Source organism: Actinoplanes sp. NPDC024001, assembly GCF_040638955.1.
Classification (GTDB): domain Bacteria; phylum Actinomycetota; class Actinomycetes; order Mycobacteriales; family Micromonosporaceae; genus Actinoplanes.
Genome location: NZ_JBEZZB010000029.1, coordinates 48,335 through 63,527 on the forward strand (window position 1 = coordinate 48,335; position 15,193 = coordinate 63,527).

The 15,193-nt window shown below is 70.7% G+C and carries 14 protein-coding genes; 7 read left to right on the forward strand and 7 right to left on the reverse strand.

Annotated elements, in window-relative coordinates:
* Positions 1 to 7: 7 nt before the first annotated feature.
* The gene (locus AB0F81_RS14155; protein ID WP_360196203.1) at positions 8 to 1,405 is read left to right on the forward strand and encodes a family 43 glycosylhydrolase; all 1,398 of its coding nucleotides are present in this window, start codon (positions 8 to 10) and stop codon (positions 1,403 to 1,405) included.
* 67 nt (positions 1,406 to 1,472) lie between these two features.
* Here the strand turns inward: AB0F81_RS14155 and AB0F81_RS14160 are convergent, their stop codons facing one another.
* Positions 1,473 to 3,200: an FG-GAP-like repeat-containing protein gene (locus AB0F81_RS14160; RefSeq protein ID WP_360196206.1), complete on the reverse strand. Its 1,728-nt coding sequence runs from the start codon at positions 3,198 to 3,200 to the stop codon at positions 1,473 to 1,475.
* A gap of 54 nt (positions 3,201 to 3,254) precedes the next feature.
* Here AB0F81_RS14160 and AB0F81_RS14165 point away from each other — a divergent pair, with 54 nt between their 5' ends.
* The gene (locus AB0F81_RS14165) at positions 3,255 to 3,554 is read left to right on the forward strand and encodes a DUF664 domain-containing protein (RefSeq protein WP_360196251.1); all 300 of its coding nucleotides are present in this window, start codon (positions 3,255 to 3,257) and stop codon (positions 3,552 to 3,554) included.
* Between the two features lie 25 nt (positions 3,555 to 3,579).
* Here AB0F81_RS14165 and AB0F81_RS14170 read toward each other — a convergent pair whose 3' ends face one another.
* Together AB0F81_RS14170 and AB0F81_RS14175 are read right to left on the reverse strand one after the other, a co-directional pair.
* Positions 3,580 to 3,912 carry a TfoX/Sxy family protein gene (locus AB0F81_RS14170; protein ID WP_360196209.1) on the reverse strand — a complete coding sequence of 111 codons (333 nt, stop codon included), beginning with the start codon at positions 3,910 to 3,912 and terminating at the stop codon, positions 3,580 to 3,582.
* Positions 3,913 to 3,976: 64 nt separating this feature from the next.
* Positions 3,977 to 4,165, reverse strand: a complete 189-nt coding sequence (locus tag AB0F81_RS14175) for a tautomerase family protein (protein WP_360196212.1) — start codon at positions 4,163 to 4,165, stop codon at positions 3,977 to 3,979.
* A 161-nt stretch (positions 4,166 to 4,326) separates the two neighbouring features.
* Here AB0F81_RS14175 and AB0F81_RS14180 point away from each other — a divergent pair, with 161 nt between their 5' ends.
* From AB0F81_RS14180 to AB0F81_RS14200, 5 genes are all read left to right on the forward strand, one after another.
* A complete protein-coding gene (locus tag AB0F81_RS14180; RefSeq protein WP_360196215.1) occupies positions 4,327 to 5,826 on the forward strand; it encodes a sodium:solute symporter family protein in 1,500 nt (499 codons plus the stop codon).
* An 80-nt stretch (positions 5,827 to 5,906) separates the two neighbouring features.
* Positions 5,907 to 6,707 (forward strand): 5-dehydro-4-deoxy-D-glucuronate isomerase, encoded by an 801-nt coding sequence (gene kduI, locus AB0F81_RS14185; RefSeq protein ID WP_360196218.1) that lies wholly within the window; start codon positions 5,907 to 5,909, stop codon positions 6,705 to 6,707.
* 5 nt (positions 6,708 to 6,712) lie between these two features.
* Positions 6,713 to 7,450 (forward strand): SDR family oxidoreductase, encoded by a 738-nt coding sequence (locus AB0F81_RS14190; protein ID WP_360196254.1) that lies wholly within the window; start codon positions 6,713 to 6,715, stop codon positions 7,448 to 7,450.
* Positions 7,451 to 7,473: 23 nt separating this feature from the next.
* Positions 7,474 to 8,238, forward strand: a complete 765-nt coding sequence (locus AB0F81_RS14195; protein ID WP_360196221.1) for an IclR family transcriptional regulator — start codon at positions 7,474 to 7,476, stop codon at positions 8,236 to 8,238.
* A 40-nt stretch (positions 8,239 to 8,278) separates the two neighbouring features.
* Positions 8,279 to 10,486: a bifunctional diguanylate cyclase/phosphodiesterase gene (locus AB0F81_RS14200; protein ID WP_360196224.1), complete on the forward strand. Its 2,208-nt coding sequence runs from the start codon at positions 8,279 to 8,281 to the stop codon at positions 10,484 to 10,486.
* Here the strand turns inward: AB0F81_RS14200 and AB0F81_RS14205 are convergent.
* Genes AB0F81_RS14205 through AB0F81_RS14220 form a run of 4 tightly spaced genes read right to left on the reverse strand, consistent with a single transcriptional unit; the run spans position 10,480 to position 15,154 of the window.
* Positions 10,480 to 11,952 carry a mannitol dehydrogenase family protein gene (locus AB0F81_RS14205; RefSeq protein ID WP_360196227.1) on the reverse strand — a complete coding sequence of 491 codons (1,473 nt, stop codon included), beginning with the start codon at positions 11,950 to 11,952 and terminating at the stop codon, positions 10,480 to 10,482. The genes AB0F81_RS14200 and AB0F81_RS14205 overlap by 7 nt on opposite strands.
* Positions 11,949 to 12,833, reverse strand: coding sequence for a carbohydrate ABC transporter permease (locus AB0F81_RS14210; RefSeq protein WP_360196230.1), 885 nt, complete (start codon positions 12,831 to 12,833; stop codon positions 11,949 to 11,951). The genes AB0F81_RS14205 and AB0F81_RS14210 overlap by 4 nt, the downstream gene beginning before the upstream one ends.
* Entirely contained in the window at positions 12,830 to 13,774 is a 945-nt protein-coding gene (locus AB0F81_RS14215; protein ID WP_360196233.1) for a sugar ABC transporter permease, read from the reverse strand. Before AB0F81_RS14215 ends, AB0F81_RS14210 begins: the two co-directional genes overlap by 4 nt.
* A 9-nt stretch (positions 13,775 to 13,783) precedes the next feature.
* Entirely contained in the window at positions 13,784 to 15,154 is a 1,371-nt protein-coding gene (locus tag AB0F81_RS14220; protein ID WP_360196236.1) for a sugar ABC transporter substrate-binding protein, read from the reverse strand.
* Positions 15,155 to 15,193: the final 39 nt, after the last annotated feature.

Genomic DNA, 15,193 nt, shown 5'->3' on the forward strand with positions numbered 1-15,193 from the left:
TCGACCGATGACCCCGACTCGCAGCGGCCGCACACTGGTGGCCCGGGCCTCGACCGTCGTTCTCGGCGCCGGTCTGGTCACGGCCGTCGCCGCACCACCCGCCTACGCGGCGGAGATACCCACCGGCGCGCGGTCGCTGCAGTCGGTCAACGTGCCCGGCGCCTACCTGCGGCACGCCGATTACCTCGGCAGCATCGCGGCGGTCAGCTCGGGCAGTTCCGCCCAGGCTCGCAGCGACGCGACCTTCACCGTGACTCCCGGTCTGGCCGGCGGCGCCGGCTGCGTGTCGTTCCAGGCCGCGAACGGCATGTGGCTGCGCCACCGCGATTACCGGATCCGGCTGGAGGCCAACGCCGGCACGCCGGTCTTCCTCGCGGACGCCACCTTCTGCGTACGGGACGGCTCCGCCACCGGCTCGGTGCGTCTGGAGTCGTTCAACTATCCCGGCCGTTTCCTGCGGCACCGGGACAACCAGCTGTGGCTGGACCCGTCGACGACGAACCCGGGAACCTTCGCCGCGGACAGCTCGTTCCGCGTCACCGCGCCGTGGGCCGCCGGCCGCCGCAGCCCGGTGATCAAGGGCCTCTACGCCGACCCGAACATCGCCTACCTCAACGGCCGCTACTACCTGTATCCGACGACCGACGGCTACAACGGCTGGAGCGGGAGCCGGTTCAAGGCGTTCTCCTCCGCCGACCTGACCACCTGGACCGACCACGGCACGATCCTCGACCTCGGACCGCAGATCAGCTGGGCCGACGACCGGGCGTGGGCGCCGACGATCGCCCACCGCGACGGCCGCTACTACTTCTACTTCAGCGCGGCGACCAGCATCGGCGTCGCCGTCTCGAGCAGCCCGGCCGGCCCGTTCACCGATCCGCTCGGACGGCCGCTGGTGCCGGCCGGGTTCCGCAGCGGGCAGATGATCGACCCGCATGTCTTCAACGACACGGACGGGCAGTCCTACCTGTACTGGGGCAACGGGTCTGCGTACGCGGTGCGCCTGAACGCCGACATGATCTCCTTCGACGCCACCCAGGTGCGCACGCTCAGCCTGCCCAACTTCCGGGAGGCGCCGTTCGTGTTCCAGCGCGGCGGCACCTACTACCTGACCTACTCGGTGGACGACACCCGCTCGGAGAACTACCACGTCGAGTACGCCACCGGCACGTCACCGTTCGGCCCGTGGACCCACCGCGGCACGATCCTCGCCAAGAACCTGAGCCTCGGCATCAAGGGCCCGGCGCACCAGTCGGTGGTCAAGGCCCCGGCCTCGGACACCTGGTACATCGCCTACCACCGGTTCGCGATCCCGGCGGGCAACGGCACCAACCGCGAGGTCACGATCGACCCGCTGCGCTTCAACGCCGACGGCACCATCCAGCCGGTCGTCCCCACGCTCTGACGGCGCCGGAACGCTGCCGGCCGGCTGAGCCGGCCGGCAGCGAACCCGGAGCGTGGGGACGACCGGGTCAGGCCAGGGCCAGGATCCACTCCCAGCCACCGGAGCCGATCACCGCCGGCGTCCCGCTCACCGCACGTCCGCGCTGCGCGCCGGTGGCCTCGGCGATGCCCGCGTGGAACAGCAGCGAACTGGTGGCGTTCGCCGGCACCGCCGCGGCCCAGAGGCCCGGGGCCCGGTCGCTGAGCGCCGCCACCAGCGGATAGCCGGCGGCCGGCCAGCTGCCGCCGGTGACGGCGCCCGCCTTCACCACGTTGTTCTGCCCGTTGCTGTGCCACAGCGCCAGAGCTCCGGTGGCACGGTTGCGCGCCCACAGGTCGTCCCGGCCGTCCTGGTTGACGTCACCGACCGGCAGCAGGTCCGCGTCGGCGAAGTCGGCCCCGCCGAACTCGGTCGGGGACGGCTGCAGCCCAGGCCGGCGGACCGGGTCGCCCCGCCACAGCCACCACTGTTTCGTCTTGGCGCTCTGCACCAGCAGATCGGGAATCTTGTCGCCGGTGACGTCGCCGGGAAAGGCCAGGTGCTCGACCGCCGCCCAGCCGGTCGCCCGGTTCTTCATCGGAATCCGCGTGCCCAGACCGCCGGTGCCGTTGTTCGGATACACCCAGAGGTTGTCGCCGATCTTGGCGACCAGGTCCTCCCAGCCGTCGCCGGTCCAGTCACCGCGGTGCCCGATCACCGCCGGATCCCACCCGCCGGTGCCGATCTGCCGGGCGGTGGCCAGCCGGCCGTCGCCGAGGCCCGCGTAGAGCCGCAGGTTGCCGGTCTCCGAGTTCTGCACCGCGAGCAGGTCGGTACGGCCGTCCCCGGTCATGTCGCCCGGCACGGTCGGCGTCGCCCTGGCGTGGCCGGGCTGCACCCCGCCGATGAGCAACGGGTGATCCGAGAAGGCGGTCCCGGTGGGGTCCGTCACCACCTCGGTGACCTCGTCAGCGGTTCCGGTCTGGAAGTGGCCGGTGGAGACCAGGATGTGATCGAAGGTGTCGACCGTCGCGTCCAGCTCGGTGAACGGGCACGATCCGCCGGTCGTGCAGTCGGCCTCCGGCGCGACGAACTTTCCGTTGCGTACGGTCCGCATCGTGGCCGACGGGGTCCGCTCGTTGAAGTCTCCACCGAGGATCACCGGGCCGGTGCCGGCCAGGCTGTTGACGTGCCGCATGGCCTCGCCCGCGCCGGAGTCGCCGTTGCCGTCCGGGTTCTGGTAACGCGCGAGGTGCGTGTTGCAGGCCAGCGTCGAGCGCCCGTCGATGGCGGCCCGCGCGCACAGCAGGTTCCGCGGCTGCTCGCCGGCCGGAACGGTCAGGTCGTAGGCGTACTTCTGCAGCGAGGCGGACCGCACGAAGACGCCGTTGCCGAACGCGCGGTTACCCGAGCCTCCGCCCCAGGCGTCGCAGCGCAGCAGGTTCAGCGTCCCGTGGAAGGCACCGACGTAACCGCGGGCGCTCAGCGTCGCGGTGAGCAGGTCGTACTGCGGCGAGCAGAGCTCCTGCAGCATCAGCACGTCGGCGTCCCAGGCGTCCACCGCCGCGCTCACCGCGCTCGCGAACGCGGCGCGGGCCTGCGCCTCCTGGCCCGTCCGCCCGGTCATGTAGCTGCAGGGTTCGTTCACGGCGCAGACGTTGTAGCTGAGCACGCGAACGCTGGGCAGCGTGCCGGGCGTGCTCTCAGCGGCCCGGGCGGGCGACGCCGGCGCCAGCACCGCGCCCAGCAACAGAAGCAGGGAAAGGATCCGGGACACGAAACTCCTCACGGTTGTGCCGGCGCAGGACGTCGCGCCGGACGACCATTGTCGTTGCGGCGAGCGGGCGGATGGGGGCAGGCTGCGACCATGCCCTTCCACTGGCCCGGCTCGCCCGAGCTGGAGTGGCGGGTGACCGGCGACGACACCGCCGAGCGGATCATTCGCTTCTTCCGCGACGAGCACGCGCACGCGCTGGAGGTGCTGCGCCGGGCCCGGCCCGAGGACGTCGCGGCGCGCGATTACGGCACCGGCGTCCGGCCCACGCCGGCGTGGGTGCTGCTGCACCTGCTGCAGGAGACCGCCCGGCACGCGGGCCACCTCGACATCAGCCGCGAACTCACCGACCCCTGACGCCGCCGCGATCCAGGGTCTTTCGTCACTTGGGCGGGAGCGTGGCCGCGTAATCGACGCCGCGATGCACCCAGGTGGCGAGGGTGGCGGGGTCGTCGCAGGCCGGTGCGGTCACGGTGAGCCAGCCGCGCATCGGGCGGCCGCGCATGACCATCGTGTCGGCGCCGTCCTCGGCGAGCAGGTCGTCGTGGTCGGCCGGGTCGACGCGGACCAGCAGGCCGCCCTTGCCGCGCACGACCACGGCCATGTTGCCGTTGATCAGCCAGGCCAGGCCACCGAACATCCGGACCTGGGTCATGTCAGGGCGGTCGCCGGCCAGTTCCCTGACCCGGGTGGCGAGTTTCTCGTCGTACGCCATGGCCGCATGCTGCCACATCGGCGGCGGCGGGGGCTGCCGCCAACGGCGGCCCCCGCCGGGCGTCTCAGGTCCGGTCGGACTCCAAGGTGCCGCCGTTGGCGACGTCCGCCCGCTCGATCTCGTCGAAGCGGATGCGCACCGCGGCCCGGCGCGCCTTGAGGATGTCGACCGCCGCGGCGGTGACCGCCTCGGCGAACTCGCGCCGCTGGTCGAGCGTGCGGCCGGACAGCAGTTCAACGGTGATGTTGGGCATCGACCCTCCTGTTTTCCATAGGCAGGAACATTGTCCCGTAACACGGAACAAGGTCAAGCCCTTGGCATGGACGAGCTTCTTTGTGTTCCATGTATTGACAACACGTTCCATGTAACGAAACATGCTCGACACGAAGCAACCCGGCACCGGAGGGAGGGCACATGACCACGCTCGATTGGTTAGTACTCAGTGGGTACTTCCTGGTAATGGTCGGCATCGGCCTGTGGGCCAAGAGCCGCGTCCACAGCGTCGCCGACTTCTTCACCGCGAGGGGCATGATCCCCTGGTGGCTGTCCGGGATCTCGCATCACATGTCCGGTTACAGCGCCATCATGTTCGTCGCCTTCGCGGCGGTGGCCTACAACTACGGCCTCGCCATGTACGTCTGGTGGGCCCTCACGATCGGCCTCGGCGTCGGGATCGGCGCCTTCGTCTTCGCGGCCCGGTGGAACCGGCTGCGCTCCAAGCACGGGGTGGCCTCCCCGCTGGAGTACCTGGCCCGCCGCTACAACCTGCCCACCCAGCAGGTGCTGGCCTACAGCGGCGCGCTGCTCAAGGTCGTCGACATCGCGGCCAAGTGGGTGGCGATCGCCGTCCTGCTGCGCGGCTTCGCCGGCGTGCCCATCCTCTGGGGCATCCTGATCACCGGCGCGGTCACGCTCGTCTACATCACCGCCGGCGGCCTCTGGGCCGACGTGCTCACCGACTTCGGCCAGTTCGTCATCCAGGGCGTGGCCGGGGTGGCCATGTTCTTCGCCTTCCTGTCCCACCTCGGCGGCTTCTCCGCGCTGTGGACCATGTGGGACGACCTGCCGGAGGGACACAGCGACCCGTTCAACGGGCCGTACACGCTGACCTTCTTCCTCGCGCTGCTGTTCATCAAGACGTTCGAGTACAACGGCGGCATGTGGAACCTGGCCCAGCGCTACATGGCCGCCCCGTCGGGTTCGGCCGCCAAGCGGTCCGCGCTGCTGTCCAGCGGGCTGTGGCTGGTCTGGCCGCTGATCCTGTTCCTGCCGATGTTCGCCGCCCCGCTGATCGTGCCCGGCCTCGACAACCCCGAGCAGGCGTACGTCGAGCTGGCCAAGACCCTGCTGCCGCCGGGCGTCATCGGCCTGGTGCTGGCCGGCTTCTTCTCGCACACGATGGCGATGGTGTCGTCGGACGCCAACGTGATCTCGTCGGTGGTCACCCGGGACATCGCCCCGGTGCTGGTGCGGGCGGTGCGTAACTTCAGCGATCAGGCGGCGCTGACCTTCGCCCGGATCACCACGTTCGCGTTCGTGGCGATCAGCATGATCATCGCGATCAGCACCGAGGGCCAGGGCGTGGTCCTGAAGATCGTGGTCGATCTGGTCGCGGCCACCATGGGGCCGATCTCGATCCCGCTGATGCTCGGCCTGCTCCCCTGGTTCCGGCGCAGCGGGCCGACCGCGGCGATCGTCTCCTGGGCGGCTGGCCTCAGCGTCTGGGTCGTGGTCAAGTGGGTGCTGGAGGAGACCAGCCAGACCATGGTGGTCGGTGTCCCGCTGGTCACCTCGCTGGTCCTCTACGTGGCGATCGGCCTGCTCAAGCCGGAGCGCACGGCGGACCGCGACGACATGATCGACTCCCTCGACACCGACCCGGCGGAGGAGGCGAAGCCCGTACCCACCACCTGACCACGCAGGTGCGGCGGGATCGCCGGGTCCCGCCGCACCCATCCCCGACGACAAGCAGTTCGACGCAACGAGGAGCGCTGATGGAATCACGACCCGCCACGGCCCCGGATCAACTGGCGAGCATGGACACCGCGAGACTGCGCGAGCGGTTCCTCGTGGAGGACCTGTTCCGTCCCGGCGAGGTGCGCCTCACCTACTCCCACGAGGACCGCATCGTGGTGGGCGGCGCGGACGGCGCCGTCGACCTGCCCTGCCCCGGGGAGCTGCGCTCGGAGTTCTTCCTGGAGCGCCGCGAGCTGGGTGTGGTCAACGTCGGCGGCCCGGGCGCGGTGACCGTTGACGGCGAACGGTTCGACCTGGCGCCCAAGGAGGTCCTCTACGTCGGGCGCGGCGCCCGCGAGGTGCGCTTCGACGGCCGGTTCTACCTGGTCTCCACGCCCGCGCACACCAGTCACCCCACGGTCAAGGCGACCCTGGACGACGCGGAGCCGGTCCGGCTCGGCTCCCAGGACGGCTCCAACGACCGTACGATCTACAAGTTCATCCACCTCAAGGGCATCCAGAGCTGCCAGCTCGTGCTCGGCGTGACCGTGCTGGAGCCGGGCAGCATGTGGAACACCATGCCGTGCCACACCCACGAGCGGCGCACCGAGGTCTACTTCTACTTCGACCTGCCCGAGTCCGAGCGGGTGGTGCACCTGATGGGCCGGCCGGACGCGACCCGCAACCTGATCGTGGCGCCCGAGCAGGCGGTGATCTCGCCCTACTGGTCGGTGCACTGCGGGTTCGGCACCCGCAGCTACGCGTTCGTCTGGGCCATGGGCGGCGAGAACCAGGCGTACGACGACATGGAGCCGGTCGCGATCGGCGAGCTGCGGTGACCTCGATGTTCGACCTGCACGGCAGGACGGCGCTGGTCACCGGCTCACGCGGCGGCATCGGCCGGGCCGTGGCGGTGGCCCTCGCCCGGGCCGGCGCCGATCTGGTGCTGCACGGCCGTACCGATGATCTGGACGACGTCGAGAAGGACGTGCGCAGGGTGGGTGGCCAGGCCCGCCGGTGGATCTTCGACCTGGCCGACACGACCGCCATCCCGGAGGCGGCAGCCGTGCTGCCGGAGATCGACATCCTGGTCAACAACGCCGGCATCATCCGGCGGGCGCCGGCCGCCGAGCACACCTTCCACGACTGGCGCTCGGTGCTCGACGTCAACCTGGACGCGGTGTTCCAGCTCAGCCGTGCCATCGGCGTCCGCATGCTGGCCCGCCGCCGCGGAAAGATCATCTCGGTGGCCTCGATGCTGTCCTTCCAGGGCGGCGTGCAGGTGCCCGGCTACACCGCCGCCAAGCACGGCATCGCCGGGCTGACCAAGGCGCTGGCCTGCGAATGGGCCGCGGAGGGGGTGCAGGTCAATGCTGTCGCTCCGGGTTACATCACCACCGACAACACCGCCGCCCTGCAGGCCGACCCGGTCCGGGAGCCGGAGATCCGCTCCCGCATCCCGGCCGGCCGGTGGGGCCGGCCCGACGACGTGGCCGGCGCGGTGGTCTTCCTCGCCTCCCCGGCGTCGGACTACGTCAACGGTCACGTCCTGGCCGTCGACGGCGGATGGCTGGCCCGCTGAACCCCTCCCAGTAGGCTGCTTTCGTGGCTAGGGAAGGCAGTTCCATCGACAAGACGCTGGCGGTGCTCGAAGCGCTGGCCGAGCACCACCGCGTCACCGACATCGCGGCGGCGACCGGCGTCTCCAAGTCGACCGTGCACCGGATCCTGCAGGCGCTCGTCACGTGGGGTTTCGCCCGCCCGGACGGGCTGGGCAGCTATGAGCCCGGCCCGCGCATCCTCACCCTGGCGGGCCGGGTCATGCATCGCTTCGACCCGGCCCGGCAGGCGTCCGGCGCGCTGCGCGCCCTCTCCGAGAGCACCGGTTTCACCACCCACTTCGCGATCCGCAGCGTCGACGAGGCGGTCTACGTCGACAAGCAGGAGGGCCGCCGGCCGTACCAGATGCCGTCGCGGATCGGCATGAGCCTTCAGCTGCACACCACCGCGATCGGCAAGGCCGTGCTGGCCGAGCTCAGCGACGAGGAGGTGCTGGCGATCTGCCGGCGCACCGGCCTGGGCCCCCGCACCCCGCGCACGCTGACCAGCGAGGAGGACCTGCTGACCCACCTGGCCCGGGTCCGGGCGCTGGGCTACGCGGTCGACGACGAGGAGAACGAGCCGGGCATCCGGTGCGTCGGCGCCGCCGTCTTCGACCACACCGGGCAGGTGCTCGGCGGCATCTCCGTCTCCACCCTGGCGATGGACATGGACATGGCCGGTCTGGAGGCGCACGCCCCCGAGGTCATCGCCGCGGCCCGGGACGTGTCGGCCGCACTCGGCGCGGCCGCGCCGACGGTCCGATCCTGAACTCCTCAGGTCGGACGATGGGCTGCCGACATCGCAGAGTGTGCGGAACGGCTGGTGGCTCTGGTATTGCCTGGCGGGAGCGGTAGCGACCACCGGTTACTACCTGCTGCCCCGGGAAAGCCTGGCGGCCAGCCTGCTCTACAACGCCATCGGGCTCGTCTCGGCCGTGATGATCGTTGTCGGGGTGCGCCGCTTCCGGCCGCGTCACCCGGCCATGTGGTACCTGTTCGCCGCCGGCCAGGTGACCGCGGTCGCCGGTGACTTCGTCTGGATCTACTACGTCTTCGTCCTGCACGAGGAGCCGTACCCGTCGATCGCGGACGCGTTCTACCTGGCCGCCTATCCGCCGTTGATCGTCGGGCTGTTGCAGTTCGTGCGCCGGAACACCCGCAGCGACACCGCCGGCCTGGTCGACGCCGGCATGATCGCGGCCGGCCTCGGGCTGGTCTTCTGGATCTTCGTACTGCACCCGACCGCCGAAGCCACCTCGGCGTCGGTGCTGGAGCAGTTCATCAGCGTCGCCTACCCGGTCACCGACGCGCTGCTGCTGGCCATGCTGACCCGGATGTTCATCGGCGCCGGCGGGCACACCACCAGCGCCCGGCTGCTGGGCGGCGCGGCGCTGCTGCTGTTCGCCGCCGACGTGGCCTTCTCCGTGCTGACCCTGCACTCCGACAGCGACGGCTACGAGCTGTCGGCGGGCTGGCTGCTCTCCTACACCCTGTGGGCCGCCGCGGCGCTGCACCCCAGTATGGCCGCCGAGCCCGAGCCGGCCGCCGCCGCGAACACCCGCGTCGGCCGCGCCCCGCTGGTGCTGGCGACGGCGTGTTCGCTGCTGGTCCCGGCCATGCTGCTGGTGCCGTTCGCCGGCGCGGACCCGGTCGACCGGTTCGCCATCGCCGCGGTCGGCGTCACCCTGTGCGTGCTGATGTTCTGCCGGATCACCGGGCTGACCCGCACCGTCCAGGGGCAGACCGACCAGATGACCCACCTGGCCATGCACGACGACCTGACCGGGCTGGCGAACCGCCGGCACTTCGAGAGCGCGCTGGGCCGGGCGGCCCGGCACGGCCGTCCCGAGGTGGTGTTCCTCGGCCTGACCGGGTTCAAGAACGTCAACGACGAGCTCGGCCGCGACGTCGGCGACCAGGCGCTCGGCGCGGTGGCCGCCCGGCTGCGCGCGACCGCCGCCGGCCCGGTGCTGCTGGCCCGGGTGGGTGGCGACGAGTTCGCCCTGCTGCTGCCCGAGGACAGCCCGGACACGGCCGAGCAGGTCGCGTACCTGATCGCCTCGGCCATGCGGGAGCCGGTGCAGGCCGGCGGTCACGAACTGCTCGTCGGCGCCGGCATCGGCATCGCCGACGCCGGCGCCGGCCCGGAGACCATGCTGCGGCGCGCGGAAGCCGCGATGTACGCCGCCAAGGACACCGGCGAGCCCTACCGGCGCTGGTCGGCCGAGCTCGACGAACGGGCCGGCGAGCAGGCCCGCCTGGGCGCGGAGATCCGCACGGCGCTGGACGAGGGCCAGTTCCGGGTGGTCTACCAGCCGATCGTCGCCGTGCCGGACGGCCGGATCGCCGCGGTGGAGGCGCTGGTGCGCTGGGACCACCCGGACCGCGGACCGGTCAGCCCGGCCTACTTCATCCCGGTCGCCGAACGCAACGGGCTCATCGTTGAGCTGGGCGCGTGGGTGCTGCGCACCGCGTGCGAGCAGATGGCCCGGTGGCGGGACGAGCTCGGCGCTCACGCGCCGGATCGGGTCAGCGTCAACGTGTCCGCGCGGCAGCTCGCTCGCTCCGGCTTCCCGCGTACGGTCGCGAACGCCCTGGCCGAGGCCGGCCTGCCACCGGCGTGCCTGGCCGTGGAGGTGACCGAGACCGCGGTCTTCGAGGGTGGCCAGGCCGTGGAGGCGCTGCATCAGTTGCGGGCCATCGGCGTCCGCGTCGCGCTGGACGACTTCGGCACCGGGCACTCGTCGCTGCGCCTGCTGCAGACCGTGCCGGTGGACATCCTCAAGGTCGACAAGTCGTTCGTCGACGGCATCACCGGCACCGGCGAGCAGCGGGTGATCGCCGAGGCGCTCATCCACGTCAGCCGGGGTCTCGGGCTGACCGCGGTCGCCGAAGGGGTGGAGACCGCGGAACAGGCCGCGATCCTCCACCACCTCGGCTACCGGCTGCTGCAGGGTTACCACTTCGGGCGGCCCGCGGACGCGGCCACCTGCCTGACCCAGCTCGCCGCCTACTGAGTCAGCTCCTCCAGCGTCGCCCGCGCGCCCTTGGCGTGCAGCGAGGCCAGAGCCGACCGGTACGCCGAGACGAACCGCTCGTCGTCCATCAGGTCGCCGAACACCTTCCGATTGCGCAGGAACGCCAGCGGGTCGTCGTGCTGGCGGGCCGCCGCCTCGGTCAGCACCGGCGCCAGCCGGTCGACCACCTCGATCGGCCGGCCCTGCTCGTCGACCGCCTCCGCGTACCGGGCCCAGCTCGCCACCACCGCCGCCGACCGGTGGATCTCCCCGCCGGTGGACAGGTTGTGCCGGACCACCGGCAGCAGCCACTTCGGGATGCGGTCCGAGCTCTCCGCGCACAGCCGGGCCACCGTGTCGCGGACCTGCGCGTTGGAGAACCGCTCGATCAGCTGCCGCTTGTACTGGTAGAGGTCGATGCCGGGCACCGGCTCCAGGGTCGGCGTGGCCTCGTTGTCCATGTACGCCAGCAGGAACCGCGCGAACAGCGGATCCTGCGCCGCGTCGTGCACCAGGCGGTAACCGGCCAGCCAGGCGAAGTAGCACAACCCCTGGTGACTGGCGTTGAGCAGGCGCAGCTTCATCAGCTCGTACGGCTCGACGTCGGCGACGAGCTGCACGCCGGCGTCCTCGAACGGCGGCCGCCCACCGGTGAACGACTCCTCCAGCACCCACTGGGTGAACGGCTCGCACACCACCGGCCAGCGGTCGTCGACACCGAGCCGCCGGGCCACCTCGGCCCGGTCGTCGTCGGTGGTCACCGGCGTGATCCGGTCGACCATGCAGTTCGGGAAGCGGACGTCGCGGGACACCCACTCGCCCAGCTCCCGGTCACGCAGGGCGGCGTACGCGGCGAAGCTGCGCCGGGCCGCGTCGCCGTTGCCCTGGATGTTGTCGCAGGACATCACGGTGAACGGCGGCAGGCCACGCTGCCGGCGCCGGGCCAGCGCCTCGACGACCAGGCCGAACGTCGTCCGCAGCACGGCGCCGGGACGCAGGTCGGCGACCACGTCCGGGTGGGTGGCGTCGAAGGCGCCGGTCACCGCGTTGAAGTTGTAGCCGCCCTCGGTGATGGTCAGCGAGACGATCCGGGTGGCCGGGTCGGCCATCTTCTCGACGACCGCCTCCGGGTTGTCCGGGGCGAGCAGGAACTCCACGATCGAACCGATCACCCGCGCGTCCCAGTCGCCGTCGGGACTCTTCACGACCAGGGTGTAGAGGCCGTTCTGGGCGTCCATCACCTCCTTCATCCGCCGGTCGCCGGGCAGTACGCCGACACCGCAGATCGCCCACTCGTGGGCCTTGCCCTCGTTCATCAGCCGGTCCAGGTACATCGCCTGGTGGGCGCGGTGGAATCCGCCGACGCCGATGTGCACGATGCCGGTGTGCAGGCGGGACCGGTCGTACCGCGGGACCGGCAGGGTCTTGCCGAGTTCGGCCAGGGTGGTCGCGTTCAGCTCGGTCACTTGACGGCTCCCATGGACAGGCCCTGAACGAGTTTGTCCTGGGCGGCGAATCCGGCGATGAGCACGGGCAGCGAGACCACGACCGCCGCGGCGCAGACCTTGGCGAGGAACAGGCCCTGGCTGGTGACGAAACCGGTCAGGTAGACCGGGGCGGTCTGCGCGACGGTCCCGGTGAGCACCCGGGCGAACAGCAGCTCGTTCCAGCTGAAGATGAAACAGATCAGCGCGGTGGCGGCGATGCCCGGCATGACCACCGGCGCGACCACCGCGGACAGCGTCTTCGACAGGCCGGCGCCGTCGACCGCGGCCGCCTCCAGCATCTCCACCGGCACCTCGGACAGGAACGAGTGCATCATCCAGACCGCGATCGGCAGGTTCATCGCCGTGTAGAAGGCGATCAGCAGCCAGATGTTGTCCAGCAGGCTCGCCGACTGGGCGAACAGGTAGATCGGCAGCAGACCGGCGACGACCGGCAGCATCTTGGTGGAGAGGAAGAAGAACAGCACGTCGGTCCACTTGCGGACCGGCTTGATGGACAGCGCGTAGGCGGCCGGGATCGCCAGCAGCAGCACGATGATCGTCGAGGCGACGCTCGCCGACATCGAGTTCGCCAGCGACGGCCAGGGATCGCCGGTGGTGAAGAACTCGCGGTAGCCGTCGAAGGTCAGCGGTGCGGCCAGGCTCGGCGGATTGGTCGCGGCGTCCGGTTCGCTGTGCAGCGAGGTGAGCAGCATCCACAGCACCGGCAGCACGAACAGGAAACCGACCAGCCAGGCCACCAGGGTCAGCACGAGGCCGGCCCGGCTGCGCGGCTTGCGCCGCGGTTCCCCGGATTCGGTACGGGTGGCAGGCACCGGCGCGGTGTCGGTGATCGAACTCATCGGCCGCTCTCCTCCCGGAACAGTGTGGACACGGTGCGCAGTGCGAAGGTGGCGATGAGGATCGTGCCGATCACGACGATGACCGCCGCGGCCGAGGCCCGTCCGTAGTCGTGGGCGTTGTAGAAGATCTGATAGATCGTGTACGGCAGGTTCGCGGTGCCCAGCCCGCCGGAGGTGATCGTGAAGACGGCGTCGAAGTTCTGCACCACGTAGATCGAGCCGAGCAGCCCGCCCAGCTCCAGATAGCGGCGCAGGTGCGGGAAGGTCATGTGCCGGAAGATCTGCCAGGTGGTGGCGCCGTCGATGCGGGCCGCCTCGATCACGTCCAGTGGCCGGCTCTGCAGGCCGGCGAGCAGGATCAGCATCATGAACGGGGTCCACTGCCAGACCAGCGCGGCGATCACCGCGGTCAGCGGCATCGTGCTGATCCAGTCCGGCTGGGGCGGGTTGTCCGCGCCGAACAGCTGCCACAGACCGGTGATGGCGCCGTTGAACAGGCCGTACTCCGGGTTGTAGAGGGCGTGCTTCCAGAGCAGCGCGGCAGCGACCGGGACCACCAGGAACGGCGCGATCATCATGGTGCGCACCGCGCCGCGGCCCCGGAACCTGCGGTCCAGCAGCAGCGCGATGCCCAGTCCCAGGGCCAGGCTGATCAGCACCACACCGGCGGTGAGCCAGATGGTGGTGAGGACCGCGTCGCGCATGTTGACGTCGGTGAAGACCCGCCGGAAGTTGGCGAAGCCGGCGAAGCCCCGCTCGTCCGGGTAGTAGGCGTTCCAGTCCATGAACGAGATGACCAGCGTGACCACGAACGGCAGCTGGGTCACCACGATCATGAAGATCAGCGCGGGTAGCAGCGGGGCCCGTCGCGCCCAGTCACCGGTCCTGCGCAGGGTGGTCGGCTCCGCGGCCCGGGCGCTCTTCTCCAGAGTGACGCTCACTTCGCCTCCTCACTCGCCTTGCCGGGCCCGGTACCGCTCGGCGACGTCGTCGGCCAGCTCCTGTCCCCGTTCGAGCGCCTCGTCGACGCTCATCTGCCCGGCGATGGCCGAGCTGACGTGCTGCGACACCTGGGTGCCGAGGTCGGTGAACTCGGGAATGTCGACGAACTGGATGCCGATGGCGGGACGCGGCTGCACCCCGGGGTTGCGGGGGTCGGCGCTCTCGATCGCCGCCTTCGTCGGCGCGGCGAAGGCCCCGGCCTCCTGGAGGTACTGCGGGTTCTCGTACGTCGAGGCGCGTTTGCCGGCGGGCACCCGGGACCAGCCGACCTGGGCGCCGACGAGTTCCTCGTACTCCCTGCTGGACGCCCAGGAGATGAACTGCCAGGCGTCGTCCTTGCGCTCGCTGGCCCGCTGGATCGCCCACGCCCACGCGTAGAGCCAGCCGGAGCTGGGCGTCTTGACGACGGGGGCGGGCGCGTAGCCCATCTTGCCCTTGACCGGGGAGTCGGCCGCCTCCAGGGAACCGGCGGCGCTGGTGGCGTCGTACCACATGGCCGCGTTGCCCTGCACCATGTTGTTCAGGCATTCGGTGAACCCGGCCTGCGGGGCGCCGGCCTCGCCGTAGTCGCGGACCAGGTCCACGTAGAACTGGGTGGCCTCCCGGAACTCGGGGGCGTCCACCTGGGCCTGCCAGTCCTCGGTGAACCAGGTGCCGCCGAACGTGTTCACCACCGTGGTCAGCGGGGCGAAGACCTGGCCCCAGCCGGGCTGGCCGCGCAGGCAGATCCCGGCCATGCCGGGCTCCTTGCCGTCCAGCCGGGCGGCCAGGTCGGCGACCTGCTGCCAGGTGGGCTTCTCGGGCATCTGCACGCCCTGCGCCTCGAACACGTCCTTGCGGTACATCAGGAACGAGGACTCGCCGTAGAACGGCTGGCCGTACACCTTGCCGTCGTCGCCGGAGAGCGACTCGGTCATCGGCCGCAGCACGTCGTCCTGGTTGAACCGGGGGTCGGCGGCGATGTAGTCGTCCAGCGGGGCGACCCATTCGCTGCGCGCGTAGATGGGGATCTCGAAGTTGGACAGGGAGGCCACGTCGTACTGACCTGCCTGACTCGAGAACTCCTGGCTGATCTTGTCGCGGACGTCGTTCTCCGGCAGCACCGTGTAGTTCACCCGGATGCCGGTGCGTGCGGTGAAGTTCGCCTCGGTGAGCCGCTGCAGGTCCACCATCTGTGGGTTGTTGACCATCAGGACGTTGATGCTGCGCCCGTCTCCCCCGCCGACGCCGCCGCCCCAGCCGGCGCATCCGGTGATCGTGAGAGTGGTGGCCAGGCCGATTGCGATCAGGCGTACCCGGGACGTGTGCCGTGGTGCCATACCCGCCTCCTACCTGGCGGGACGGCCGGGCTCACCGGG